25 protein-coding genes are annotated in these 26,695 nt (G+C 61.0%); 18 read left to right on the forward strand and 7 right to left on the reverse strand.

Features of this window, described 5'->3' with window-relative positions; translation table 11 throughout:
• Positions 1 to 6: 6 nt before the first annotated feature.
• The 4 genes from AC3EA7_RS07215 to AC3EA7_RS07230 all read right to left on the reverse strand — a co-directional run bounded on the left by AC3EA7_RS07215 (position 7) and on the right by AC3EA7_RS07230 (position 4,963).
• On the reverse strand, positions 7 to 1,521 hold the full coding sequence (locus tag AC3EA7_RS07215) for a Na+/H+ antiporter subunit D (protein WP_488613360.1): 1,515 nt from the start codon (positions 1,519 to 1,521) through the stop codon (positions 7 to 9).
• A 276-nt stretch (positions 1,522 to 1,797) separates the two neighbouring features.
• Positions 1,798 to 2,145 (reverse strand): Na+/H+ antiporter subunit C, encoded by a 348-nt coding sequence (locus tag AC3EA7_RS07220; protein ID WP_488613361.1) that lies wholly within the window; start codon positions 2,143 to 2,145, stop codon positions 1,798 to 1,800.
• Positions 2,146 to 2,149: 4 nt separating this feature from the next.
• Positions 2,150 to 2,566, reverse strand: coding sequence for a Na+/H+ antiporter subunit B (locus AC3EA7_RS07225; protein WP_488613362.1), 417 nt, complete (start codon positions 2,564 to 2,566; stop codon positions 2,150 to 2,152).
• Positions 2,567 to 2,578: 12 nt separating this feature from the next.
• The gene (locus AC3EA7_RS07230) at positions 2,579 to 4,963 is read right to left on the reverse strand and encodes a putative monovalent cation/H+ antiporter subunit A (RefSeq protein WP_488613363.1); all 2,385 of its coding nucleotides are present in this window, start codon (positions 4,961 to 4,963) and stop codon (positions 2,579 to 2,581) included.
• Between the two features lie 290 nt (positions 4,964 to 5,253).
• Between AC3EA7_RS07230 and AC3EA7_RS07235 the strand changes: the two genes are divergently transcribed.
• The 7 genes from AC3EA7_RS07235 (at position 5,254) to AC3EA7_RS07265 (ending at position 12,423) form a co-directional block, all read left to right on the forward strand.
• On the forward strand, positions 5,254 to 5,883 hold the full coding sequence (locus tag AC3EA7_RS07235; RefSeq protein ID WP_488613364.1) for a TetR/AcrR family transcriptional regulator: 630 nt from the start codon (positions 5,254 to 5,256) through the stop codon (positions 5,881 to 5,883).
• A complete protein-coding gene (locus AC3EA7_RS07240; protein ID WP_488613365.1) occupies positions 5,880 to 6,995 on the forward strand; it encodes an ABC transporter permease in 1,116 nt (371 codons plus the stop codon). Before AC3EA7_RS07235 ends, AC3EA7_RS07240 begins: the two co-directional genes overlap by 4 nt.
• Before the next feature lie 19 nt (positions 6,996 to 7,014).
• On the forward strand, positions 7,015 to 8,646 hold the full coding sequence (locus AC3EA7_RS07245) for a beta-barrel domain-containing protein (RefSeq protein ID WP_488613366.1): 1,632 nt from the start codon (positions 7,015 to 7,017) through the stop codon (positions 8,644 to 8,646).
• Between the two features lie 47 nt (positions 8,647 to 8,693).
• Positions 8,694 to 9,467, forward strand: a complete 774-nt coding sequence (locus AC3EA7_RS07250) for an alpha/beta fold hydrolase (protein ID WP_488613367.1) — start codon at positions 8,694 to 8,696, stop codon at positions 9,465 to 9,467.
• A complete protein-coding gene (locus AC3EA7_RS07255; protein ID WP_488613368.1) occupies positions 9,464 to 10,399 on the forward strand; it encodes an ABC transporter ATP-binding protein in 936 nt (311 codons plus the stop codon). Before AC3EA7_RS07250 ends, AC3EA7_RS07255 begins: the two co-directional genes overlap by 4 nt.
• Positions 10,396 to 11,292 (forward strand): universal stress protein, encoded by an 897-nt coding sequence (locus AC3EA7_RS07260; RefSeq protein ID WP_488613369.1) that lies wholly within the window; start codon positions 10,396 to 10,398, stop codon positions 11,290 to 11,292. Before AC3EA7_RS07255 ends, AC3EA7_RS07260 begins: the two co-directional genes overlap by 4 nt.
• A gap of 162 nt (positions 11,293 to 11,454) precedes the next feature.
• A complete protein-coding gene (locus tag AC3EA7_RS07265) occupies positions 11,455 to 12,423 on the forward strand; it encodes an ABC transporter ATP-binding protein (RefSeq protein ID WP_488613370.1) in 969 nt (322 codons plus the stop codon).
• A gap of 132 nt (positions 12,424 to 12,555) precedes the next feature.
• Here AC3EA7_RS07265 and AC3EA7_RS07270 read toward each other — a convergent pair whose 3' ends face one another.
• Complete coding sequence (locus AC3EA7_RS07270; protein ID WP_488613371.1) at positions 12,556 to 13,017, reverse strand: AAA family ATPase; 462 nt, start codon at positions 13,015 to 13,017, stop codon at positions 12,556 to 12,558.
• Positions 13,018 to 13,326: 309 nt separating this feature from the next.
• Here AC3EA7_RS07270 and AC3EA7_RS07275 point away from each other — a divergent pair, with 309 nt between their 5' ends.
• The 11 genes from AC3EA7_RS07275 (at position 13,327) to AC3EA7_RS07325 (ending at position 24,439) form a co-directional block, all read left to right on the forward strand.
• Positions 13,327 to 14,430, forward strand: coding sequence for an Mrp/NBP35 family ATP-binding protein (locus AC3EA7_RS07275; RefSeq protein ID WP_488613372.1), 1,104 nt, complete (start codon positions 13,327 to 13,329; stop codon positions 14,428 to 14,430).
• A 9-nt stretch (positions 14,431 to 14,439) separates the two neighbouring features.
• Complete coding sequence (gene moaA / locus AC3EA7_RS07280; protein ID WP_488613373.1) at positions 14,440 to 15,510, forward strand: GTP 3',8-cyclase MoaA; 1,071 nt, start codon at positions 14,440 to 14,442, stop codon at positions 15,508 to 15,510.
• 141 nt (positions 15,511 to 15,651) lie between these two features.
• The gene (locus AC3EA7_RS07285) at positions 15,652 to 16,104 is read left to right on the forward strand and encodes a HesB/IscA family protein (RefSeq protein WP_488613374.1); all 453 of its coding nucleotides are present in this window, start codon (positions 15,652 to 15,654) and stop codon (positions 16,102 to 16,104) included.
• A 101-nt stretch (positions 16,105 to 16,205) separates the two neighbouring features.
• Positions 16,206 to 16,556: a rhodanese-like domain-containing protein gene (locus AC3EA7_RS07290; protein ID WP_488613375.1), complete on the forward strand. Its 351-nt coding sequence runs from the start codon at positions 16,206 to 16,208 to the stop codon at positions 16,554 to 16,556.
• 18 nt (positions 16,557 to 16,574) lie between these two features.
• Entirely contained in the window at positions 16,575 to 16,964 is a 390-nt protein-coding gene (locus AC3EA7_RS07295) for a DUF309 domain-containing protein (RefSeq protein WP_488613376.1), read from the forward strand.
• A complete protein-coding gene (locus AC3EA7_RS07300; protein WP_488613377.1) occupies positions 16,957 to 17,787 on the forward strand; it encodes a methyltransferase domain-containing protein in 831 nt (276 codons plus the stop codon). The genes AC3EA7_RS07295 and AC3EA7_RS07300 overlap by 8 nt, the downstream gene beginning before the upstream one ends.
• A 515-nt stretch (positions 17,788 to 18,302) precedes the next feature.
• Positions 18,303 to 19,190, forward strand: coding sequence for a WD40/YVTN/BNR-like repeat-containing protein (locus tag AC3EA7_RS07305; protein WP_488613378.1), 888 nt, complete (start codon positions 18,303 to 18,305; stop codon positions 19,188 to 19,190).
• 467 nt (positions 19,191 to 19,657) lie between these two features.
• Positions 19,658 to 20,617, forward strand: coding sequence for a MerR family transcriptional regulator (locus AC3EA7_RS07310; RefSeq protein ID WP_488613379.1), 960 nt, complete (start codon positions 19,658 to 19,660; stop codon positions 20,615 to 20,617).
• 268 nt (positions 20,618 to 20,885) lie between these two features.
• Positions 20,886 to 21,899, forward strand: a complete 1,014-nt coding sequence (locus AC3EA7_RS07315; RefSeq protein WP_488613380.1) for a phytoene/squalene synthase family protein — start codon at positions 20,886 to 20,888, stop codon at positions 21,897 to 21,899.
• Positions 21,900 to 22,234: 335 nt separating this feature from the next.
• Positions 22,235 to 23,170, forward strand: a complete 936-nt coding sequence (locus tag AC3EA7_RS07320) for a TIGR01777 family oxidoreductase (protein ID WP_488613381.1) — start codon at positions 22,235 to 22,237, stop codon at positions 23,168 to 23,170.
• Positions 23,171 to 23,182: 12 nt separating this feature from the next.
• Positions 23,183 to 24,439: a S1C family serine protease gene (locus tag AC3EA7_RS07325; protein WP_488613382.1), complete on the forward strand. Its 1,257-nt coding sequence runs from the start codon at positions 23,183 to 23,185 to the stop codon at positions 24,437 to 24,439.
• 6 nt (positions 24,440 to 24,445) lie between these two features.
• Here AC3EA7_RS07325 and aat read toward each other — a convergent pair whose 3' ends face one another.
• Together aat and AC3EA7_RS07335 are read right to left on the reverse strand one after the other, a co-directional pair.
• Positions 24,446 to 25,039: a leucyl/phenylalanyl-tRNA--protein transferase gene (gene aat / locus AC3EA7_RS07330; RefSeq protein ID WP_488613383.1), complete on the reverse strand. Its 594-nt coding sequence runs from the start codon at positions 25,037 to 25,039 to the stop codon at positions 24,446 to 24,448.
• Between the two features lie 15 nt (positions 25,040 to 25,054).
• Positions 25,055 to 26,353, reverse strand: coding sequence for an ATP-binding protein (locus AC3EA7_RS07335; protein WP_488613384.1), 1,299 nt, complete (start codon positions 26,351 to 26,353; stop codon positions 25,055 to 25,057).
• Positions 26,354 to 26,695 lie beyond the last annotated feature (342 nt).

Here is a 26,695-nt window from a genome sequence, read left to right on the forward strand (position 1 = left end):
CGCACCTCACCGGAGCGCCAGCGAAGCGCTCTGCACCGCTGCAATATACTCCGCCGGATTGAGCAATTGTTCGGCAGCGCGCGCCATCACCTCATAGAACGGCTGGATCGCCACACCCAGGACAATCGTCGCCAGCGCCATGCCGACGGCAGGCGCCACCATCCATCCTGAAAAAGACCCGGCGGCAGCGGGCTGTGCAGAAGCGGCTTCCGCGGCGGGCGCCTTCTTCCAGAAGGCTTCCGCCCAGATCTTCACCATCGAAAAGGCGGTCAGCAACCCCACGCCAAGCGACACGGCGACAACGACATACTGCTCGACCTCCAGCCCGGCCTGCACGAGGATCAGTTTGCCCCAAAAACCGGAGAGCGGCGGAAATCCTGCCAGCGAAAACGCCGAGATCAGAAACAGGATCGCCAGCCACGGATGCGATGCATAGACGCCGCCGAGTTCTTTCAGCTCATAGGACCCACGCAACCGATGCACAATCCCGCTGATCAGAAAGAGATTCATCTTCGCCAGAATGTTATGCACGATGTAATAGATCGCACCCGCCAGCGCCAGCGGCGTAAACAGCCCAAGCCCCATGAGCATGTAGCCGATCTGACTGACAATATGCACCGAGAGAATGCGGCGGAACTCATTCTGCGCCACCGCGCCCAGCACGCCGGTCACCATCGTCAATGCGCCAATCACCAGAATAATCGTATGGGTCAGCGCAATATTCTGCGTGAAGAGCAACGAAAACACTCGGATCAGCGCATAGACGCCCACTTTGGTCAACAGTGCCGAGAAAATGGCCGACACCGCGATGGGCGGCGTATGATACGATGCTGGCAGCCATGAGAAGACCGGGAACATCGCCGCCTTGATGCCGAATGCGACCAGGAACAGCATTGCCAGCGTCGTCACCAGACCGGGCTGATCGAGCAGCGACAACTGCTGGGACAGATCCGCCATGTTGAGCGTTCCTACCGCGCCGTAAGTGATCCCGATAGCGCTCAGAAACAGCGCCGATGATACCAGGTTCAGCGTCACATACTTAATCGCCCCCTCGAGTTGCGCCCGTTCACCGCCTAATGCTATGAGCACGAACGACGACATCAGGAGCACCTCGAACCAGACGAACAGATTGAAGATGTCACCGGTCAGGAACGCGCCGCAGATGCCCATAAACATCAGGTGCAGCAAGGGATAATAACCAAACCGCTCACGCGCCTCGTCCATGCTGCCCAGCGAGTACACCGCGATGGCAAGCGCCGTCACTCCCGTGATGACCACCATAATCGCACTGAAGAGGTCGGCGACGAGCGAAATACCGAATGGCGCGGGCCAGTTGCCCAGCTGCGTCGCCTGTATCCCATTGCGTGACACGCCGTCCAGCAACGCAACCCCGACCGCCAGCAGCAGAGCGGCGCCGGCGACGTTCAGTAGACGGTGAACGTCGCGCCGTCCCCAAAACAACAGCATGACAATGGCGGTCACAAATGGAATGAAAACCGGTAGTATCAACAGAATATCCATGACCATCTCACAAAACAACTCAACTGACTAAGAGAGCGAACCGCCAGATGTTGCCCAATCATTGCCCGTGTTGACCGTCCTGCGGCTGACGTTGGCTTCGACAGGCTCAGCCGGCTTCGACAGGCTCAGCCGACGTCAGCCGCTCCACGGTCTTGATGGTCCAGATTTTGGATGATCGCTCTATGAGAGACTATCCGAACAATATCCACGCGACGTGCAGCGGGGAGGACGAAGGCAATGCCTTCGTCCTCCCAACGAGTTTTACCGGACGGGTTCTTATTGCTCTGTCGTCCTCAACTCATCAATATCATCCACGCCACAACTGCGGTATGCACGTCGAAAGAGCACAATCGTGAATGCCTGGACGCCAAAGCCGATCACGATTGCGGTCAGAATCAGCGCCTGCGGCAACGGATTGGCGTATGGCGCAATCGGCGCCTCCGCTCCGACGGGAACCAGCGGCGGGTTACCACGCGTCAGGTGTGAAACGATGAAGATCAGCAAATTGGCGGCATACCCCAGCAGTGCCAGCCCGATAATCATCTTGACGATGCTACGACGCATCATCATATACAATCCGGCGGCATACAGGACGCCAATCACAATCGCCCAGATGAACTCCATCGCTCTACTCTCCTTCCGCCTCGAAGAGGGTGAATATGATCGTTGTGGTAATGCCGATCACCACCAGATACACACCGACATCGAACAGCAGCGGCGTGCCGATTTTACCGATCACCGGCAGAGGTTGCTGATACCAGAGCCCGGTCATGAGCGGCAATCCCAGCGCCAATGCGGGCAATGCACTGACGACCGCAACCAGCAATCCCGACGCGATCAGGCTCTTTGGGTCGAACCGCAGGGCGTTCTGCGCCTGTGCAACGCCGTGCACCGCAGCGTAGAGCGTAAAGGCGGCGCCGGCGACCAGACCGCCGACAAATCCGCCGCCTGGCTCGTTATGGCCGCGCATGAGCAGAAAGATCGAAAAGATCAGCATGAGCGGCAAGATCAGGCGGGTTGCAGTAGCCAGAATAAGCGAAGGCATCGAGGTCACCTGTTATGCATCAATCGTCTTGGCGCGTTCTCGTCGGGCCCCGTTGTCGGCGACGCCATCGTGCAGTTCATCGGGCGCCTCGCGCGGCTCATGTTCCGGCGCCATCACCAGTTTGAGCAGCGCAAAGATGCCGATTGCAGCCAATCCCAGCACGACGATCTCGCCCAGGGTGTCGAGTGCGCGGAAATCGACCAGAATAACATTCACCACATTGCGGCCAAAACCCTGAGGAACGCTGTTCTCCGCCAGAAATTCGCTCACACGCGACTCGGTCGGCGCGCTCAGCGCCATCAGCGTGAGCACGGTCATCAGCACACCGCCGGCAATCGCAAGTGCAGCGGAACGCACCCGCGCGCCCATGGTCGACAGATTGTTGAACCGCGGCAGACGATACACCACCAGCACAAACAGAATGGCAACCAGGGTCTCGACGGCGAACTGCGTGATTGCCAGATCGGGCCCGCCGAAGAGCAGGAACGCCAGCGCCAGTCCATACCCGACAAACCCCAGACCGACAACGGCGGCCATACGCGATGTCGCCCGAAGAACGAAGAGCGTGGCTGCGATGATGATCAGCGCCACCATCAGTTCATACAGACGCACATCAGTCCAGTCTGCCGGGATGGTGATGACAACCCGCTCGACCGCCAGCGTCAATGTCGTCAGTACCAGAACGGTAAAGATAATCAGACCGATGTAAAACCGCAAATACCCATTTTGCAGCACACGCGTCTGCCAGGCTGCCAGCGCGAGCATACCATTGACAGCGCGCTGATACCACCCCTCCGCACCCCATGGCGCCAGCGGCGCCGTGGCAGCGGCGAGACGCCCGAAGATGCCGCGCGCGCGATACAATCCCGCGCCGACCAGGAGCGTCACCACGCTCAGCGCCAGCGCCTGACCAGCTGCCCCTTCGATGCCAGCCCACAGGAGCAGTTCAATCTCTTTCGTCTTCCCGATCACTGCGCTGGTTGCAGGTCCAATCAGGGCATTCCCGATCTGAACCGAGAACAAGCCGGCGCCAAGCCCGGCGAGCGCCAGCGCGACCGGTCCCATCTGCATGCTCAACGGCGCCTCATGCGCCTGCTTCGGCGTAGAAGCCGGTGGACCGAAGAACACCCGCAGCGTCGCCAGACCAGCGGCGACCACCGTGAGGATGTTCGCCAGGAGCGCCACCAGGATCAGTATTGGCTCTTCCAGGTTGGCCTTGTACTGGACCTCTTTGGCGATGAACCCGAACATCGGCGGCAAGCCGGCCATCGAAATCGCAGCCAGCATGCCTGCGGCAGCCGTGATCGGCATAGCGGCGCGCAGTCCGCCAAGGTTCGCAATGTCGCGCGTGCCGGTCTCGTGATCGACCGACCCGGCAACCTGGAACAACGCGCCCTTGTACAGCGCATGGCTGAGGGTAAAGACCATCGCCGCCTTGAGCGCATCGTCGGCGCCGATGCCGATGAGCGTGACCAGCGTACCCAGCGCCGAGACCGTGGTGTAGGCCAGAATGCGCTTCAGATCGGTCTGCTGCACTGCCAGCAACGAGCCGACGATCATAGTCGCGCTGCCAAAGCCGGTCAACAGCAGTTGCCACGCCTCAGTGCCGCCAAGCGCCGGGTTGAGCCGCGCCAGCAGAAAAACGCCAGCCTTCACCATCGTTGCCGAGTGCAGGTAGGAACTGACGGGCGTCGGCGCTTCCATCGCGCCGGGAAGCCAGAAGTGAAACGGGAATTGCGCCGATTTGGTGAACGCGCCGAATAAGACCAGCGCCAGGATGCCGCCGTACAGCGGATGCGCACGCACCACATCACCCTGCGTCAGGATCTCGCTGATCTCCAATGTCCCGGCGACTTTGCCAAGAAGCACCATCCCCGCCAGTAGCGCCAGACCGCCAATGCCGGTCACCAGCAGGCTTTGCAAGGCCGCCTTGCGCGCTTTTTCGTACTCGTGCTTGTAGCCGATCAACAGATAGGAACTGATCGTAGTCAATTCCCAGAACACGAACAGACCGATCAGATTGTCGGATGTAACAATGCCGAGCATGGCAGCCATGAAGATCAGCAGCAACGTCAGCATCCGTCCCAACATCGGATCCTTCGCCAGATAGCCGCCGGCATAGATCAGCACAAGTGTGCCGATGCCGGTAATCAGCAGAGCAAAGAGCACGCTCAATCCGTCGATGCGAAATGACAGATTCACGCCCAGGCTCGGAACCCACGCATAACTGAACCGCACCGCCTCACCGCCGACCACTGCCGGAACCAGGCTGATGAAGTAGATCATCAGCGCCAACGGCAGCAACGCCGCGATCCATCCCGCGTGGCGCGGTGCGAAGCGATAGAGCCACGGCGCAACGATGGCGCCGCCAAATCCTGAAAGAACTGCTGTCAACATCTGCATTGCTCAGAAACAGTACGGGGTCCGAAGCGTTCCGCCCACTCCGGCCCCCGCAATTCCTTACACTTTCCAGTATATCATGCTTCACCGGAGTATGGGCAGGGTACTCTTTCCCGCTGTATCGGCAAACTTTGCCTGAGCTCAGGTGACCGTCATCGACCCTGGCGCTCCCCGCCGCCCCGCTCCAGGTGACCGTCGTCTCCACTGGCGTTGCCGAATCTTCACTGATCGATCAATCAATTTCTTTATACTGTTCTTGATTGCTTGATCAATCAATGGAGACGGGAATGGCAGCAGCGGACGACAGCGATGCACGCAACCGGCGGCGCAAGATCCTTGATGCAGCGTTGCACGTGTTCAGCACCAAGGGATTTCAGAAAGCGACGAACCGTGATATTGCCGAAGCAGCGGGAGGCATCTCGCCGGGCCTGATCTACCACTATTTCAAGGACAAGCAAGACCTCTTTCTCTCGATGCTGCGCGAGCGCGCCTCGATCATGGCGCTCGTCGATCATCCGCAACAGTTGATGGACCTGCCGCCACGCCAGGGATTGACCCTCATTGGACGTTCCTACCTGATGATGATGAGCATTCCCGAGAATGTGGCGGTGTTTCGTATCATTCTGGCGGAGGCGCTGCACTTCCCTGAAGTGGCTGTCATGATCCGGCAGCAATTTGTTGATCGCATCTTTGGCGTGCTGCGCGCCTATCTACAACACCAGATCGATCAGGGGCGTTTCCGTCCGCACGACACATCAATCAGCGTGCGCACATTCCTCGGCAGCATCTTTATCCATGTTATCGCGCGCGAGGTGATGCGCCAGCCTGAAGCGCTCCAGATCACCGATGATCAGGCAGTGGCTATGGCGGTCGATGTCTTTCTCCACGGTCTGAGCCTTGAAGGGGGAGATGCATGATGGTCAACCGCCTCTGGCCCGTGATGCGCAAGGAATGGATTCACATCCAGCGTGACCCGCGCACGCTTGCGGTCATGTTTCTTGCGCCGTTGATGCAGTTGATCCTGCTCGGCTACGCTGCAACCACCGATGTGCGCGATGTGCCGCTGGCAGTGTTCGATCAGGATCGCACATCCGCCAGTCGCGATCTGGTCGCAGCGTTTGTTGCATCCGGGCAATTTGCCGTGGCGCGGTATATCGGCAGTGATCGCGAACTTGCCATGTTGATCGATAGCGGTCAGGTGCGCGCCGGTCTAATCATCCCGTCCGGCTATGGCGCCGATCTGCTGGGACGCCGCGGAGCGCAGGTGGTCTTCGTGCTCGACGGCTCAGACCCGTCGATTGCCGGCTCGTCGTTGTCGGCGGCGCGTCTGATTGGGCAGGCGAAGTCCATCAGTATTCAGACCGAGCGCCGCGCTACGGCTGCGCCGCCGCTCGAGGTGCGCACCCGCGTCTGGTACAACCCGGATATGGCAAGCGCCGTGTTCATGATCCCCGGACTCATCGGTCTGGTGCTTCAGTTGCAGGCAACGCTGCTTACGTCCTCAGCGATCGTGCGGGAGCGCGAGCGCGGAACCATCGAGCAGTTGATCATTACACCGATCAGACCCGTTGAACTGATCCTGGGCAAGATTGTGCCGTATGCGCTGATGGCGCTGCTGATCACCATCGAAGTGCTGATTCTGGGCACATTCTTGTTTCATGTGCCGATCAAGGGCCAGGTCGGGTTGCTGCTGGCGATCTCCTGTCTTTTCCTGATCTCGACGCTGTCGATTGGGTTGCTGATTTCAACCGTGGCGAATACGCAGCAAGAAGCGTTTCTGTTGACCTTCCTGACCATGCTGCCGTCAGTCTTCCTTTCCGGTTTTATCTATCCGGTGGCTGCAATGCCTGCGGCGTTGCAATTCATCAGCGGCATCATTCCGCTGACCTACTACCTGATCGTGGTGCGCGGCATCGTCATCAAGGGGGTTAATGCCGCAGTCCTGCTGCCGCAGATCGGCGCACTGGCGTTGTTTGGCGCAATCCTGATCATTGCGGCTACGGCGCGTTTCCGCAAACGGCTTGACTGATGAAGATTGGGAGGCGATCATGCACCCACGTGCACGAATAGTCATTCCGCTGCTCCTGGCAGCAGCGTTGATCGGCGGCGGTTACTGGCGGTTCCAGCAGTCGGCGCAGGCGCGGAATGGACCGCTCACCGGTTCGGGGACCATCGAAGCCGAGGAGGTGTTGGTGACGGCGGAGATTGCCGGACGGGTGCAGCGCCTCTTTGCCGATGAGGGATCGGAGGTGCGCGCCGGGCAGGAACTGGCGCAGATCGATACGGCGCTGCTCGAAGCGCAACTGGCTCAGGCGAAGGCGGCGGTTGCGACGGCTGAGGCGAATCTGGCGCAGATCCGCGCCGGGACGCGCAGGGAGGAGATCGCGGTTGCCGAGGCGCAGGTGCAACAGGCGGCAGCGGCAGCGGCAGGCGCTGCCCAGGCGTATGAGCATGCGCTCGCCATCCTGAACGACCCGCAGGAACTGGAACTGCAACTGGCGCAGGCGCGCGCCAATCGTGATGCGGCATTGCGCGCGCTGGAGAAACTGCGCGCCGGGACGCGCCCGGAGGACATTGACGCCGCGCGTGTCTCGCTCGCGCTGGCGCAGGAGAACCTGCAATCTGCGCGTGATACGCTTTCTGCTGCCAAAACGCTGGCAGAGGCGCAAGTGGAACAGGTGGCGGCGGCGCTTACGCAGGCGCAGGCGCGCTACGCTCAGGCAAAGAGTAACTGGGAGTATGTGCGCGATACCGGGCAGGATGCCATGATGCCTTCGGTGCTGCTCACCACGCCGGCGGGCGTGCAGCGGCTGCCGAATACCGTGAGCGACGGAGTGCGCGAGAATTACTACGCGCAATTCGTTCAGGCGGAAGCAGCGTTGCGCCAAGCGGAAACCGCAGTGGAACAGGCGCTGCTCCAGGCTGAACGGGCGCGCCAGGCGGAGGCGATCGGCGTGCGGCAGGCGGAATTGCAGGTGAGCGCCGCACAGGCGGCGCTGGCAAAAGCCGAGACTGGTCCGACCCGTCAGGATATTGCGGCTGCCGAGACGGCGCTTGCGAATGCGCAGCGTTTCCTTGATGTGGTCGAAACGATGCGCGCCAACCCGCAGCAACTCCAGGCTGCGGTCGATGCAGCGCGCACGCAGAAAGAGATTGCCGAAGCGCAACTGGCGCAGGCGCGCGCGCGCCTGGAACTGGCGCGGAACGGTGCGCGTCCGGAGCAGATCCAGGCGGTGGAAGCGCAACTGATGCAGGCGCGTGCAGCGCAGCGTCAGGTTGAGGTGATGATCGCAAAAGCTGCCCTGCGCGCGCCGCGCTCCGGCATCATCCTGAGCCGCCCCATCCACGAAGGAGAACAGGCGACCCCCGGTATGCCGCTCATGACGATCGGCTCGCTCGATACAGTGCGCCTGACGGTCTATATCAGCGAAACTGACATTGGGCGCGTGCGCCTCGGGCAAACGGCGGAAGTCACAGTTGACAGCTTCCCAGGACGTGTTTTCCGCGGAACGGTCACGTTTATCGCTCAGAACGCCGAGTTTACGCCGCGCAACGTTCAGACGCGCGACGAACGCGCCACGACGGTATTTGCCGTGCGGGTCACGTTGCCGAACGCCGATCACGCGCTCAAACCCGGTATGCCAGCGGATGTGACGCTGCTGGAGGGGAGTAGGAGTTAGGAGTTAGGAATTAGGAGTTAGGAGTCAGGGGTGGGAAGTTGGGGAGTATGATGATCCATCCACGTGAGTACACTGTTGCAGGTCCTGAAAACGCGCCGGCAATCGTCCTGATCCACGGCGCTCGTCTGACACGCGCGCTGTGGCAATCGCAGATCGATGCGCTCAGCGCCTCCCTGCGCGTAGTCGCTCCCGATCTGCCGGGGCACGGGGCGCTGGCAGGCATGCCATTTTCGCTCGATGCGGCAGTGGAGCAGGTTGCTGCGGCGGTTGATACGGTTGCCGGCGGACGGGCGATTGTCTGCGGTCTGTCGCTCGGCGGGTATGTGGCGCTGGCATTCGGCGCCCGTCATCCGCAACGCACAATGGCGCTGGTGCTGTCCGGCTGTGCGTTCTCGTTCCGCAGGCTGCCCGGTCGTCTCCTGGGCGCGCCATACGTTGCCGTTTCCCGTTTCGTGACCCGCACCTTCGCGCCGCTGCTGGCGCGCGCCGAGGAACGCGCGCTGCGCAAAAACTACCCCGCAGCGCTGGCGGATCCCATCATTGCGCGTGGCTTCTTCTATCGCTTCTATGCCGACATTTCCGCCGCACTGCTCGACTTCGATCCGCTGCTCGCATTGCATGCCTGCACTGTCCCGGCGCTGTTGCTCAACGGCGCAGAGGATCGCTTCTTCCGGCGCGATGAGCAATCGTACCTGCGCGCCCTGCGACACGGTCGGCTGCGCCTGATCGAGGGCGCGGCCCATCTGGCGAACCTCGATCAGCCGGAAGCGTACACAACGGCGCTGCACGATTTTGTATCCGAGATTGTGACGGTGCAATGAGCGAAACGCCAGCAATCGAAACTATCGACCTGAGCCGCTCCTTCGGTCCGGTACGCGCGGTCAACCACCTGAACCTGACAGTGATGGCCGGACGAATCCACGGTCTGCTCGGACCGGACGGCGCCGGCAAAACGACGACGCTGCGCCTGCTCTGCGGGGTGCTGCGCCCTGACACTGGTCGCGCCGTGGTTGCCGGGATCGACGTGGTGCGCAACCCGGAGGGGGTGCGGCAGCGCATTGGCTACATGCCGCAACGCTTTAGCCTGTATGGTGACCTGACCGTGCTCGAAAATCTGCGTTTCTATGCCGATGCCTATGGCGTCTCGCAGACGGAACGCGCCGCACTGCTGACCCGGCTGCTCGGATTCAGCCGTCTGGAACCATTTCGCAACCGGCGCGCCGACGAACTCTCCGGCGGGATGCGCCAGAAACTGGCGCTGGTGTGTGCGCTCATCCATCATCCACAGGTGCTGCTGCTCGACGAACCAACCACCGGCGTCGATCCAGTATCGCGGCGCGAATTCTGGGATCTGCTGCACGAAGCGGTGCACGCCCGAGGCATGACCGTGTTGCTCACCACACCGTACATGGATGAAGCCGAGCGCTGCCACGAGGTCAGTTTCATGCGCGCCGGCGATATGCTGGCAAACGGAACGCCACGCGAACTGCAACGTCTCGTGCCCGGCATCGTGCTGGAGATTCGCGCCGAACCGCGCCACATAGCGGAAACGACGCTCCGCACGCTTCCCGACGTGCGCGATGTTCACGTCTTCGGCGATTGTCTCCACGTGATCACCGAGCCGTGGTTCGACGACGCCATACTCCGCCGGACTCTTGCGGGCGCACATGTGACGCTCCACACATTCCGCTCTGTGACCCCCGGCATGGAGGATGTCTTCCTGTATTTGCAACGAGAAAGGACAACGCAATGACGCGCCAGATCCTTGTCCCGCTCGATGGTTCCGTCACCGCCGAAGCCGTGCTTCCCTACGCCACATCCCTGGCGCACGCAACTGACGCCTCGCTCCTGTTGCTGCGGATCGTCACACCCGGCGAGATCAGTCAGTCCCTTTTCTGGAAGACGACCATTCCATCAGAGTTGCGTCGAGAGTGGACCGAAGAAGTGCTGGCGCGCGCCAACATCTATCTGTCAAGCATTGCAGAACGGCTGCGTTCGATGAATCTGCGCGCTTCGTTCGACATACAACCGGCCGAAGACGCGGCTGCCGCCATTGTTGCGCGCGCAGAGCACGAACCCGGCGTCGGACTGATTGCCATGACGACCCACGGCTACGGCGGCGTACTCCGCTGGGCATTCGGCAGCGTCGCAGCGAAGGTGTTGCACGCCGCGCCGACGCCGCTGCTGGTGGTGCGCTCGAACGGCGGCGCCCGCCCGCCGGCGACCGAAGTCGCCTACCGTACTATCTGCGTTCCTCTCGATGGATCGCCGATTGCAGAACAAGCACTCGGCGAAGCCCGATTGATCGCCGCCTGCACCGGCGCTGCACTGGTGCTGGTGAGCGTTGTCCCCCATGCCGACGACGGCGCTGCCGAGGCGCGCGCATATCTGGAGCGGAAAGCGGAGGACCTGCGCGCTCATCGCATCGACGTGCGCGCCAGAGTTGTCGAGGGATCGCCGGCTGACCAGATCATCCGCACGGCGGAAAGCGAAGATGTCGACCTGATCGTCATGGCGACGCACGGACGCACCGGTCTCCAACACCTGTGGCTTGGCAGCGTTGCAACAAAGGTAGTTCACGACTCGGCGCTGCCAGTATTGCTCGTGCGTGCGCGGGAAGATGCAGCGTTGAACGGTGAACGTTAAGCGTTGAACGTTGCACGTTATTCACTGCTGCGTTCGTTGACCTGTCAGGCGAACCACAGAGACGCAGAGGACACAGAGATTGAACTTGCGCATTGAACGTTGTGCGCTCAGCGCGATATCAGTCGCGTATTCGCTGACGACATTCGTTCAGAACTCTTGAGTATGACCGATTACGCTGTCACAACTGATCGCCTGACGCGCCGCTTCGGATCGTTCGTAGCGGTCAACGAGGTGTCACTCCAGGTGGCGCGTGGCGAAGTCTTTGGGTTCCTGGGACCAAACGGATCCGGCAAAACCACCACGATCCGCATGCTCTGCGGCTTGCTGACGCCAAGCAGCGGCAGCGGGCGCGTCCTGGGTCTCGACATTGCCCGCGATCAGGAGGCGATCCGCCAGCGGATCGGCTACATGTCGCAGAAGTTCAGTCTCTACGGCGATCTGACGGCGCGGGAGAACCTGACGTTCTACGCCGACATCTACGGTCTGCCGCGCGCAGAGCGCGCCGCGCGCATCGACGCATTGACCGACCTTGCAGGACTGCGTGGGCACGACCGGGCGCTGACCGCCGAGCTGCCAGGCGGTTGGCGGCAGCGCCTGGCGCTGGCATGCGCCATCGTCCATCGTCCACAAGTCCTCTTCCTGGACGAACCGACCAGCGGCGTCGATCCAGAGGCGCGTCGCGCGTTCTGGGACCTGATCTACGATCTGGCAGACGAAGGGGTGACTGTCTTCGTCACGACCCACTTCATGGACGAAGCGGAACACTGCAACCGCATCGGACTCATGTACGGCGGCAGACTGGTTGCACTCGACACGCCGCTGGCACTGAAGCGCACGACATTCGACGGCGCTGTGCTGGAAATCGAAGGAACGCCGCAAGAACTTGCGCGTGCAACCCTGCTGGCGCAACCTGGCGTGCGCAGCGTCGCGCCGCATGGCGCGCGGCTCCACGCGATCGTCGATGAGGCCGTGTTGCGCTTGCCACACCTCGCCGCAGCACTGGAGACGGCTGGCGTATCCGGCATCCACATCGAAGCGGTTGAACCGTCGCTCGAAGATGTGTTTGTGGCTATTGTCGATCGGTATCTGGGAAGGCAGCCAACTCCTCGAGACGAGACAACCACTCATTGAAATGGGTACAGCGAGCGCAAATGACGGATAAACCGATCTTCGCAGCAATGATTCTGACACGCGCATACGGGTCGGTCAAAGAGGGCAGTTCATCGAATGCGGGCATATCTCGTGGAAAACCGTGCAGATCGATCAGTGAATAAACCACGCTGTCGGATCACCCTGATCGGCTCGCTCGATAATACACGCCTCACGATCACCTGCGCCCAACTCGATCCAGGTGCGATTGTTCGCGCCGTGTGGAATGAAGCGGAACGCTTCATCTGCGAATACCAGCGTATCACCGGCAGCGTGAACAAGACGAAAGCGACAGTCATTGACTCCGCGCTCTGTCTCGAATGACAACCGCGATGTGATCTGCGGAGTGACCGCTGCTCCGTCATAAAGCAAAGCATTTGCGCCTCCGGCGCGACTGATAGAGAGTTGCAAACCGCCAGGAGGAGGCATTATCCAGTTCAGCATCTTGAAGATCGAGATCAGGTTCGATTTGCCAGCCCCATTCGCTCCAATGAGCACTTTCAATGCTCGAAGATCGAGACTCTCCTGACGGATCGGCTTGAGTCCGCTGATCTCCAGGCGTGTCAGCGCGTTCATATGGCGCTCCCATCTCTCAATGCGCGTGCACTCAGTATATTCGGAAGCGCTCCTGAGTTACAAGCCGCCCGCCGCCGTGTGACGGTCGTCTTCGCTCCCTCGTAGCCGCGTCACTGCCAGTCACTCATCGGCGACAGTCACATAACCAAAGCGTGGTACAATATCATCCACCGTTTGCACGTCTGAAGCGAAAAAGCTCGCAATGGTCGGTGCACAAGCGCATAATCTCTCACACACTTACGATAGTTTTCGCTATAAAAATATGGTATACTGACATCAGCACATCGAGACGCTGAGAAGCGAGGGGACATGGGCCTCTTTTCACGTCATCACGACAAACTAAGCGAGCAGACCGTGCTGCAAGCGCTGGCAACCGTGCAGGAGCCAGAACTCGGCGGCGATCTGGTATCGCGCAAGATGATCAAGAACCTGGTCATCGATGGCGATGCGGTGCGCTTCGAGGTGGAATTGACTACGCCTGCCTGCCCGCTCAAGGATCAGATTCAGCGCGAATGCGAAGAAGCGCTCGAAACAATTGTCGGTATTCCGCGCGAGCGGGTAAGCATCGAGTTTACCGCTCAGGTGCGGCCACGCGGCGGCATCCCCGAACATGTCGCCATCCCCGGCGTCAGCCACGTGATTGCGGTCTCGGCGGGCAAAGGCGGCGTCGGCAAATCGACGGTCGCGGTCAATTTAGCGGTGGCGCTTGCGCGCGAAGGAGCGCAGGTCGGGCTGCTCGACGCCGATGTGTACGGTCCCTCGGTGCCGCTGATGATGGGAGTGCGCTCGCAACAGCCCGAAGCGGTGAGTGGTCCTGACGGCGAGCCGCGCATGCTGCCGATCGAGGCGCACGGCATCAAGATGATGTCGATCGGTTTTCTGATCGACGACCGGCAGCCGGTGATCTGGCGCGGTCCGATGGTGTCGCAGTTGCTGCGGCAGTTCCTCTACCAGGTGTTGTGGGCGCCGCTCGATTACCTGATCATCGATATGCCCCCCGGCACCGGCGACATCGCCCTGACTCTGGCGCAGTCGCTCCAGAATGCCGGACTGACCGGCGTGGTGACGGTGACGACGCCGCAACAAGTGGCGACTGCCGATGTGCTGAAGAGCATGGAGATGTTCCGCAAGGTGAACGTGCCGCTGCTCGGTATCATCGAGAATATGGCGTACTTCGTCGCGCCCGATACCGGCGCGCGCTACGACATCTTCGGTTCCGGCGGCGCCGCCCGCCTCGCCGGACAACTCGGCATTCCACTGCTGGGGCAGATCCCGATTGGTCTGAGCATCCGCGAAGGCGGCGATCACGGTCAACCGGCGGTGCTCAGCGACGAGCCGGACGCCTACGCCGATGTCTTCCGCGAGATTGCGCGCAGACTGGCAGCGCGCATCAGTGTCATGGAATATGCATAGAGGAGGGCTATGCAGTACGACGATGTACGCCGGATGACTATTCCGCTCTACACTGCCGAACAGGCGCGGCGGACGCAACCGTTCTACCCGACCGATACACCAGCCCACGATTCGTATGGACGCCGGATTGATTACCTGCGCATCTCGCTGACCGACCGCTGCAATATGCGATGTGTCTACTGCATGCCGGAGATCGGCACGAAATTCATGCCGCGCCCGGAGTTGCTGACGACCGACGAGTTGTTGCTGGTGGTGCACGCGGCTGCCAGAGCCGGGTTCCGTAAAATTCGCCTGACCGGCGGCGAGCCGACGCTGCGCCCCGATATCGTCGAGATTGTGCGCCAAATCAGGCGCACACCGGGGATCACCCACGTCGCAATGACGACAAATGCGCTGCGCCTGGAGAAACTCGCCGAATCGCTGAAAGCTGCTGGCCTCGACCGGGTGAATATCAGTATTGACACGCTCGACCCGGAGAAGTTCCGTCGTATGACGCGCGGCGGGTCGTTTGAGAAGGTCTGGGCAGGCATCGAAGCCGCCGACCGCGTGGGATTGCGCCCGATCAAACTCAACTCGGTCATTGTGCGCGGGATGAATGATGATGAGGTTCCGCGCCTCGCTGCGCTGACACTCCGCCATCCATGGGAGATGCGCTTCATCGAGGTGATGCCGCTGACCGGCGTGGCCGACCTGGCGCAGAGCCATGTGGTGACCAGTGCAGAATTGATTGCGCGCCTGGAGTCGGTCTATGGCCCGCTCGAAGACCTGGGGCTGGCGCCGGCTGACTCGGCGCGACGTTACCGCATCCCTGGCGCGGCGGGCGCCCTGGGGTTCATCAGTTCGGTGAGTGAACCGTTCTGCGCAACATGCAACCGTATGCGGCTGACATCCGACGGGCGCCTGCACCTCTGCCTGCTGCGCGATAACGAGGTCGATCTGCGCGCCGCAATCCGCAGCGGCGCAACGCTCGATGAGATCGAGCAGATCATTCGCCACGCAGTGGCGCTCAAACCCTGGGGGCATGGGCTGCCCGACGGCGTACTGCCTACGCTGCGCGGCATGTCGGAACTCGGAGGATAATTCGTTTAGATATTGAGTTTCTTGCGTAACTCTGGTATACTCCAGAAAGGTCAACACGCATAATTCACCGACGACCATGAGCGTCATTGATGCTATTGGCGCAATACAACCGCACAACACCAGTCAGGAGGCGCACACGCTATGGCAACAATCGAACAGGATGTAATCAACCAGCATCACGAGAACGAATTCCCGCCAGTGCTCGAAATCACCGAAGGCGCATCGCTCCGCCTGCAGAGCATGATGAAGGAACGCAACCTCGAAGGGTACAGTCTGCGCGTCTTCGTCTCCGGCGGCGGGTGCTCCGGTTTGCAGTACGGGATGACCTTCGACAACGAAGAGCGCTTCGGCGATACGGTATGGAACGCGCACGGTCTACGCGTCATGGTTGACCCGATCAGTGCGCGGTATCTTACGGGCGCCACGATCTCGTATCAGCAGGACGATATGCTGGCAGGCGCGTTCAAGATCGACAACCCGAATGCGGTGTCAAGCTGCGGCTGCGGTCACTCCTTCCGCACCAGGGATCAGCAGGCGGCCGATGACGATTACGATGGGTACGGCAACGGTGGCGGTTGTTGCAGCAGCCACTAGGTACGGCCGTTCCACAGGTCCGTTTCCCAACGAAGAGACGTTGCAGTGCAACGTCTCTTCGTGTTACGTTTGTATTCGCGCATCACAACGTCTCTTGATCAATGATAAGGCAACCTTTCTTTCGCAAACCGTATCTCGACCTGACGACCGATCAGGTCAAGGCAAAACGCGATCGCGGCGAGTCGTTCCGTTTTGTCGATGTGCGTGAACCGGAAGAATACACGATTGCGCGCATCGAGGGGGCGGAATTGCTACCGCTTAGCCGCGTTGCTGAGTGGATCGGGACACTCGATCCAACACAGGAATATGTTTTCTTCTGTCACCATGGTCATCGTAGCGCATATGTAGCAGGATATATCGCATCCAAACTCGGCTTCGCGCGCGTAGCAAATATGATGGGTGGCATTGAGGAGTGGTCTTTGCGGATCGATCCTTCCGTGCCACGCTATTGAAGGTTCGACAGGCGGGTTATGGATCACTATCTCGAGGGTATCCGGCTGTTCAACGAAGGTGAGTACTGGCACGCCCACGAGCAGTGGGAAATCTGCTGGCTCAATGCAACCGAGCCGGAAGCGACGTTCTACAAAGGACTGATCCAGGCAGCGGCGGCGCTCGAGAAGTGGAAGCGCGGTCAGCCGCGCGGCATGCGCCTCAACTACGCGAAAAGCCGCCCCAAACTCGCGGCGGTCAGCCCCTCGATGCGCGGTCTCGATATAGCAGCGCTGATCGCTGCGATGGATCGCTTCGTTCTGGGTGGCGGTCCGCCTGCATCGACGCCATACATCACCCTCGATCCGTCAACCGCTGCTGCGCTTGAAGCGCACATCCGCTCAGTTGAGGCCGCATCGCACCATGTATGACGATCTGTTGCCCGCCCTGCGCTGCCCAACGTGTTTCGCCACCCCCAATCTTCGTGACCCGCGCCGTGATGCCGCCGGTGAAATACTGTCCGGCACGCTGCACTGCGCCTGTGATGCGATCTACCCTATCCGTAATGGCATTGCGGATTTTCTCGGTCCTCCGCGCCCGCCGACAATCGCGCAACTGACGAATGAACTTCCGGCGACTGCCTGGGCATACGAACGCCTCTGGCGCCCATTTGCCCTGACGCTGCTCAGCGGCGAGTCGTTCCCATACCACCGCGAGTTGTCGCTGATAACCGGGTGGGTCGGCGCGGTGCGCGGCGGGTTGTTCGTTGATGTCGCATGCTCGAATGGATTGTACGCGCGCGCGCTGGCGCGAGCCATAGGTCACGCTTCGGGTCACGTCGTCGGGATCGATCATGCGTTGCCCATGCTGCAGGAGGCGCGCCAGCGCGCGCGCGCCGCCGGGGTGCAGGTTTCCTACCTGCGCGCCTCGGCGCAGGCGTTGCCGGTCGCCAGTGGTGCGGCATCCGGCGTGACAATCGGCGGGTCGCTCAACGAGATCGGCGACCTCGATGCCTGTCTGCACGAGGTGCGTCGCATCCTTGCCGATGATGGCCGCTTTGTGACCATGACGTTGCTCAGCGCACAAGGCGCTATCGGGCGTGTCGTGGAACGCGCTGTCTCCGCCGGCGGCATTGCATTCTGGTCGCGCGAGGATCTGCTTCAACGCTTTCGCGCTGCCGGGCTGTTTCCCCAACGCGACGAACAGTACGGCATTGTTCTGTTTACGCTGGCATGCCCGTCCTCGCCATCGTAAGGAGCAGGAGAAATCCATGGCAAAAACGACGCTGTTGTTTCTTGACACCCGGGAGCGCGAGCGTCGCGTCTCTCGCCGCTCACCTCTCGCCGCTCACCTCTCGCCGCTCACCTCTCGCCGCTCACCTCTCACCTCTCACCTCTCACCTCTCACCTCTCACCTCTCACCTCTCGCCTCTCGCCTCTCGCCGCTCACCTCTCGCCGCTCACCTCTCGCCGCTCACCTCTCGCCGCTCACCTCTCGCCGCTCACCTCTTACCTCTCGCCGCTCGCCTCTCGCCGCTCACCTCTCGCCGCTCCCCGCTCACCTCTCGCCGCTCACCTCTCGCCGCTCACCTCTCACCTCTCACCTCTCACCTCTCACCTCTCGCCGCTCACCTCTCACCTCTCACCTCTCACCTCTCACCTCTCACCTCTCACCTCTCACCTCTTACCTCTCGCCGCTCACCTCTCGCCTGAGAAAGTTGCTCGTCCCCCGGCAGCGCGGGCGTCGCGCCCGCATACAAGGAGAAATCCATGGCAAAAGCGACACTGTTGTTTCTGGCAACCGATGATGGACTGACGCTCCTCAGCGATCCAGCCGGTCAGGGGCGCTGGTTGCGCGGTCCCCACATGTTTCAGGGTACACCAGTGCGCTCGGTCTGGATCGATAGGTCCAATCCGTTGATCGCACTGATCATCGCTGACGAGTGCATCCATCGAAGCACAGATGGCGGTCAGACCTGGACAATGCTGAACATCGGCAAGCCGCTGGCGCCAGAAGCCGCGCTGTGCGAGGCGCCGGGACAGCCGTCATTTGTCGGGTTGCTGTCGGGTGATGCGTTGTTCGCCAGCGATAATGGTGGCGCGAGCTGGCGCCGGATTGCGCTCCCCGGCGCGTATGGCGCGTTCGCTATCGATAGCGCAGGGCAGTTCTACGGCGCCTTGCATGCGCAGGTGCTGGCGAGCAACGACCATGGCGCAACGTGGGAATTGTATGGTGCGCCTTTGCCAGGCGCCGTTCGTATGCTGATGGCTGTGCCCGGCATGTCGGAAGTCCTCTGCGCACTCGTCGCAGGCCGCGTGTACGCTGTCGAACGCGGGGTCTGGCGCCTGATCGAGGGCATACCGGGCGAACCGACAGTCTGCACCACGCTGGCAGGCGCACCACCAACGCTCCTTGCAGCGCTGACCGACGGCGGAGTCGTGCGCGGTTCGCTCGGCGCCTGGGAGCCGCACATTGCAACGCTTCCCTGGGAAGGCGCGACAACGCTCCTCAAGCCTGCGGGATACCACATGGATACTGCGTTTGCCGCATCCGCCGCGGGAGAAGTTGCGATCAGCGCCAATCGAGGGCGTTCCTGGAACCTTGTGCGCCGGGGTCTGGCGCCTGTGCGCGACATTGCCGCCGCTCGCCTGGCTTAATGCGGCTCTCTTGCTGTGAGGAACGGTCATGATCAGACAACATGCTGGCGCTACGAGCGAACGCTCTTGCTCAGGCCGGTGAAGCCCCTACGAGGCTATCACGTGCTCATGATCAGGCGGCTGCGCGCAGAGAGGGCGTGCCTTCACCCGCAATCACCCTGCTTGAGAGGCTCTTACCCCTCCCGCTCTCTGCTCCTCCTCTGGAAGAAGCCGAGGACGTTACGGCATCCTGATGCCTCAAACGGACAGTTCAACAAAGGGCGTTTCGGCGCCATCTCCCGTATGCACAGCCCTGAAGGGGCTTTCACATCCTCAGCGAGGGCTTCAACCCACAGCGATCCAGTGTTTCGTGACACGTCATGACTACACCTACTGCTGTGCAAGCCTTTGACAAGAGGTGTGCGTTGTGCTACTCTACACATCGAACCCGTGGGAAATTTAACAATCGCGTGAGGAATCAGACGGCAATGGCGCAACCTCCAGCTCTCGGGCAACTTTCGACAGCGCCCGTTTTCAATACCAAAGCGGTCGCCCGCGAGACCGGCGTTCCGCCCGATACCTTTCGCGCCTGGGAGCGGCGCTACGGCATTCCCTGCCCGCAGCGCACGCCAGGCGGTCATCGTCTCTACTCGGAGCGCGATATTGCAATTATTCGCTGGCTGCGCGACCGAACAGCGGAAGGCGTCAACATCAGCCACGCGATCATGCTGCTGACGAGCGTCACCGACCAGGCGCCGCCCCATGTCGAAGCGGATGCCTCCCGCTCGATTGATCGCATGGTCGATGAACTCGTCGTTGCCTTGACAACGTTCGATGCGCAGAACGCTGAGCGCTTGGTGTCCGAAGCGTTTGCGATCTACCCATTCGAGCAGGTGCTGTTGGAATTGATCCAGCCGACGATGGTGGAAGTCGGCGAACGCTGGCACCGCGGCGAGATCAATGTTGCGGCTGAGCATTTTGCAACAGAGTTCGTGCGACGCAAACTGGCAAGCCTGCTGAATGTATTCGAGAACCAGGTGCAGCGTGATACGATTGTGGTGGGATGCGCACCGCAGGAACTGCATGATCTGGGAGTAATGTTCGCCAGTCTCTTCCTGGTGCGGCGCGGGTGGCACGTCGTCTATCTGGGAGCGCAGGTGCCGCTTGCAGACCTTCTCGAAACTATTCGGAAGGTCAAGCCGAAGCTGGTCTGTTCGTCGGCATCAACGCTCGAAACCGCCATGAATCTGCTCGAAGTGGCGCGCGCCGTTCGGCAAGAGTTTCCCCACGTCCATTTCGGGTATGGCGGGCGCATCTTCAATGTCAATCCCGAATTGTGCGCCGCTATTCCAGGGGTCTTCCTGGGCCAGGACGCGCGCGAACTGGTTCAAACCGTCAGTTCGATCATGTCGAGCAATGGTGCATCCGTTCCTCCTCAACGCTCGTAACTCCATATAGAGCCAGGATGACAACGCTATATGCAAATGGCGCTATAATGTCGCCCTGAATCCGACAGCCGGTTGTGGATAACTCGTCGGGACGATCTGACACCGCGCGCGTGCGTCTGGCAAACAGCAGGGTTTGCCGGAAACGTTGTGCAGCGAGCACAGCGCGAAGCGCGCGGTTTCTATGCCAGAAATGCGCAGGACCGCGCATCTGTTGTAACTGAATCGCCGATCATTAGAGACATAACCCGTGACGTGCGAAAGAGGAGCCATGGCATCGCTCCACCATTCTGCCAGAATACCGGTTCGAGCATTTGGCGAACGGGAAGCGCCGATCCGCGATGCTGCGGCTCTGCTCGCCAGTCTGCGTCATCTGGCTGAACCCGATATCATCCGGCACGAGACGCCTCCGACCGATGTTCTGCCATCACTGACACTCGATGCAGCGTATCAGCATTGTGTCGAAATCACGCGCGTCAATTCGCGCAGTTTTCACCTAAGTTCGCAACTCTTGCCACGTGAAAAGCGCCTGGCAGTCCGTGCGCTGTATGCGTTCTGCCGCACCAGTGATGATACAGTTGATCGCGCACAGGACGACCCGGCGCGCGCGCTTGCCAATTGGGTGGCGCGTGTCCATGCACCACATCCGCCAGGCGATCATCCGGTCCTGCTGGCATGGGACGATACCGTGCGACGTTATGCTATTCCACGTGCGCTCGTCGATGAACTGCTTGCAGGAATCGCCATGGATCTCACCGTCCACCGTTATGAGACGTTCGATGACCTCTGGCTCTACTGTTACCGTGTTGCTTCGGTCGTCGGGCTGCTCTCGATGCATATCATCGGGTACCGCGATGGTGCAGCGCCGTATGCGGTAAAACTAGGCGTGGCGCTTCAGCTGACGAATATTCTGCGCGATGTTGGCGAAGATGCGCGACGTGGACGCATCTATCTTCCCCAGGAGGACCTGCGCCGTTTTGGGTTGACAGATGATGACATTTTCCACAACCGGCGCGATGAACGGTTTCGGGCATTGATCCGTTTCGAGATGGAACACGCCCACGCATTGTACAATGAGGCCTGGCCCGGCATTGCCCTGCTCGATCCTGATGGTCGGATGGCTATTGCCGCAGCAGCAGAGATTTATCGCGGCATCTTGCCGCGTATCGTCGCCAACGATTATGATGTGTTCCAGAAACGCGCCTACGTTCCTCTTGTCGGAAAGATTGCCATTCTCTGGCGCACCTATCGCAAACTGAACTGCCTCCTCAAGGAGAGAGAGTAACCCCACCGTCAATGACAGGGGAAGGCTGGCGGTTCTTGCGAAGCATCCCCACGCGGCGCTGCGCTCGTACTGACAATGCGCGCCTGTGGACTTCGCAAAGCGTCTCCGCAATCTCTTCGAGCACAGAGACTGCGCACTGTACTCGCAATGACGGCGCACACGAGGGAGATTGTGACGCTTTTTCGGGTAGGCGAAGGCGATGCCTTCGCTGGATTAACTGCACCTTGCAAGGCGAGATTTCAGAGACGCTCTCACTCCAGTATTGGCATGCATGGTATGCTCGTGACGACTATAATATCTTTCAGACGACGCCCGGCAGCGTCGAGGAAGCGCATATGTCCGCATCCAAACACATTATTGTAACCGGCGCCACCGGGTTGATCGGTAAGGCGCTCTGCCGCCGCCTGATGGCGCGCGGCGACCGTGTGACGGTATTCACGCGTCGACCGGATGCGGCTCGCGCGGTGCTGCCTGGCGCGGCACAGTACGTCGCCTGGGACGCCGCAACCGGCGGAGCGTGGGAGGCGACTCTGGCAACCGCTGATGCTGTTGTCCATCTGGCAGGTGCGTCGATTGCCGGTCGGCGCTGGACGCCTGCCTACAAACGTGAGATCCTCGAAAGCCGCACCCACAGTACGCGCGTTCTGGTCGAAGCCATGGCGCGCGCCACACAGCGTCCTCCGGTTTTTGTGTGCGCGTCCGGCATCGATTTCTATGGACCACGGGGCGATGAGCCGGTTGATGAGAGCGCTCCGCCAGGGAGCAACTTCCTGGCGCAAGTATGCGTTGCATGGGAAGGCGAAGCCTGCCGCGCCGCAGACCTTGGCGTTCGCACGGTGATGATCCGCACCGGGATTGTGCTCGACCGTCATGAAGGAGCGCTGGCGCGGCTGCTGCTGCCGTTTCAACTGTTTGTCGGCGGTCCCATTCTGCCGGGAACGCAATGGTGGTCCTGGATTCACCTGGACGACGAGGTGGGTCTGATCATGCGCTGCATCGACGATGAACGCGCCAGCGGTCCCTTCAATGGCGTTGCGCCGGAGCCGCAGCGTAACCGCGATTTCAGCGCGACCCTGGGGCGCGTGCTGGGACGACCGTCCTGGTTGCCGTTGCCCGGATTTGTGCTTCGCCTGCTGCTTGGTGAAATGGCGCCCGCTTTGCTCATCGAACGTCAACGCGCCATACCATCCAAAGCGCAGGCGCTTGGGTATCAGTTTGCCTACCCGACACTGGAACCGGCGCTGCGCGCGGCGCTCGCGCGTTCGCGATAGGAGAGACACTGTATGCGCGTTCCTCTTACACTTGTGGCTGTGTTGATCACGCTCGCGTTCGTTGCCGGGTGTTCCGTGCCCTCAGTGGATCTGCCGCGTCCGGCGGCTACAGAACCGACGACTGCTCCAACTGCTGCTGTGCAGGCAGAGGCGACTCGCACGCCGACCACGCCATCCGCACCTACGGCGACTCCTGCGCCGCTGCCTGTGCAGGCGCCGGTGCCAACGCTGCCGCCGGAACTGACCAACCCGCTGGAAGCCGAACAGGCGGCGCTGATTGCGCTCTACCGGCGGGTGAATCCGTCGGTCGTCAGCATCGAGGTCGTCGCCGATCATCCGCCGGTCGGCGGAGCGCCGTTCACCGTGCCCACCAGTCAGGGTTCTGGCTTTCTGTTCGATGATCAGGGGCATATCGTCACCAATAACCACGTGGTCGAAAACGGCTCGAAGTTTCAGGTGCGATTCTCTGATGGCGCCGTGATGATGGCGCGCCTGGTCGGCGGCGATCCAGGGAGCGATCTGGCAGTGCTGAAGGTTGATGAACTGCCCCCTGGCGTGGCGCCGCTGCCCCTCGCCGACTCACGAACCGTCGAGGTCGGGCAGCGCGCAATTGCCATTGGCAATCCGTTCGGCTTGCGGAACACCCTGACAGTTGGCGTCGTCAGCGGCATCGGGCGCAGTCTCAGCGGCCCGGCGAGCAGTGGCGGCGGGCGCTTCCGCATCCCAAATATTATTCAGACCGACGCAGCGATCAATCCGGGGAACTCTGGCGGTCCGCTGCTCAACATCTACGGTGAGGTGATCGGCGTCAATACCGCCATCAGCAGCGGTTCCGGCGCCTTCGAAGGGGTGGGGTATGCGGTGCCGTCCAATGCCGTCAGTCGCGTGGCGCCGGCGCTGATCCGCGATGGTCGCTATGATCGTCCGTGGATGGGCATCGGGATGCGTGATGTCGATCCGCTGCTGTCAGAAAGCCTGAATCTGCCGGTGCGCCAGGGCGTGCTGATCACCGAGGTTGTGCCAGGCAGCCCTGCTGCACGCGCCGGATTGCGCCGAGGAACGCAGATTGTCTCGATTGGCGGTCGTGAACTGCCGGTTGGCGGCGACATCATTATTGCCATCGATGGGCAGCCGGTGCGCGACAGCGATGAACTCGTCAGTTATCTCGAACTCGAGACGTCGGTCGGCGATACGGTGGTGATGACCGTGCAGCGCGGCGATCGCCAGGAGCAGATTACGATGACCCTCGGCGCGCGCCCGCGTGAATGACGCCGATCACTGCGGCGCATGCCACGACGCATCGACCTGTAGCGCCTGCGCCAGACGTTGCTTGTATTCCCAGCGCGGGATCTCAATCAGGCCGAACTGAAGCAGGTGCGGCGATCCCAGGAACTGAGAATCGAGGAGTACATACCCGCCGCGCCGCAGCCGCTCGACCAGATGGACCAGTGCGACTTTGCTGGCGTCGCGCTCGCGGCTGAACATGCTTTCGCCCGCGAACAAGCCCCGGATCGCCACGCCATACAACCCTCCCACCAACCGTCCGTCGCGCCAGGCTTCGACGCTGTGCGCAAACCCCATCCGGTGCAGTTCGGTGTAGGCAACGATCATGTCTTCCGAGATCCAGGTGGTTTCGCGCCCCGCTGCGGGTTCGGCGCAGGCGCGCATTACCTCAGTGAAGGCGGTGTCGGTGCGGATCGTGAACACCCCTTTGCGAACCGTGCGTGCCAGGCGGTGCGGCACGTGAAACGTCTCGAGCGGCAAGATCGCGCGTGGATGCGGGTCGTACCAGTGGATGACGCCACGCTCGTCCGCCATCGGGAAAAGACCCTGGCAGTAGGCGGCGATCAGCATCTCGGGTGTGAGCATAGCATCGCAAACGGGTCACATCTCGACGAAGTACGATTTGCACGCTGCTGCCAGCAGTTCCCGCGACATCGTCGGCGGCACTCCCAGAAAACGGGCATAATCGATCACCTGATCGATCAGATCGCGCGGATGGACAGCGCGCAGTTCCAGTTTACGGCGCGGATACTCCACCTCCAGCAAATAGCGCAGCCCGTCGTCGCTGTACGGCACATTCTTCGCCTTGCAGACCCGACGCATGATCTCGCGGTACTCAGCCGGGGTGGGATTGACAATTTCGATCTTATAGCGGATACGCCGCAGGAAGGCTTCATCGACCAGTTGCTTCGGCTCGATATTCGTTGAGAAGATGATCAACTGATCGAACGGCACCTCGATCTTCTTGCTGGTATGCAAGGTCAGGTAGTCTACCCGTTTCTCAAGCGGGACGATCCAGCGGTTGAGCAGGTCACGCGGGCGCATCTGCTGCCGTCCAAAGTCGTCGATCAGGAACAATCCGCCGTTGGCTTTCAGTTGCAGCGGCGCTTCATAATACTTGCTGTACTCGTCATATTCGAGGTCGAGCGAACTCATGTTCAGTTCACCGCCGGCAATAACCACCGGACGCTTCGAGAGCACCCAACGCTGATCGTAAGCATACTCCTGACCCTCAGGCAGGGGGCGGCGCTCGTGGTGGATCGGATCAAAGACACGAATGATCTGTCCATCGACGATAATGGCATGCGGAATGGCAATCGAGTCCGAAAGCAGCCGGGCAGTCGCCTCAGCAATCGAGGTCTTGCCATTCCCGGCATGCCCGAAGAGGAAGATCGAACGACCAGAGTTGATAGCCGGTCCCAACTGGAGCAGGAGCGAGTCGCTGAGCACCAAATGTGCAAACGCTTCACGAATGGCCGCCTCGGTCACAACTAATCCCTGCGTAGTCTGCTGATGCATGACAGCACGGTAATCAGACAGATTGACCGGCGCCGGTCCGAGGTACTGCGTCCGCTCGCCGATCTCTTTCGCGCGCGTGATACCCTTGGCCGTCGCCTGATAACGATATGCTTTCTCCCCCACACCGCTGCTGCCCTTGACCTCAGCCATCTGCTCGCGCCTCAGATAGGTCATTCCCTGATCGAGCACGTTCTCCCATGGCAGATGCAACAGTTCGACCAGTTGCAGACCGGTCATTTCGCCGATCAGATAGAGGGCGCGCAGCATCTGATCGGCAATGAACGAGAGCGTCAGCCCGGTCGCCTCGATGCTTCGTGGACGAAGCGGGAGCAGCGGCGTTGCGGCCTCTGCCGGAGGGTTCTGAGAAAGCGCTGGTTGCATATCAATTCCCCGTGCTGCTATGGTATGCCAATACATCGAATGGATTCGTGTGTTTGCAGGTCGATTAAGGTAGTATAGCATGCCCAATGCAAGCCGTGCATTGCACCCCGCCGCAGGCATGCGCGCCGACATCCACGTGGGAGGGTACTCCTCTCACCTCTCACCTCTCACCTCTCACCTCTCACCTCTCACCTCTCACCTCTCGCCTCTCACCTCTCGCCTCTCACCTCTCACCTCTCACCTCTCGCCTCTCACCTCTCACCTCTCACCTCTCGCCTCTCACCTCTCGCCTCTCACCTCTCGCCTCTCACCTCTCGCCTCTCACCTCTCGCCTCTCACCTC

This window comes from Roseiflexus sp. (genome assembly GCF_057785375.1).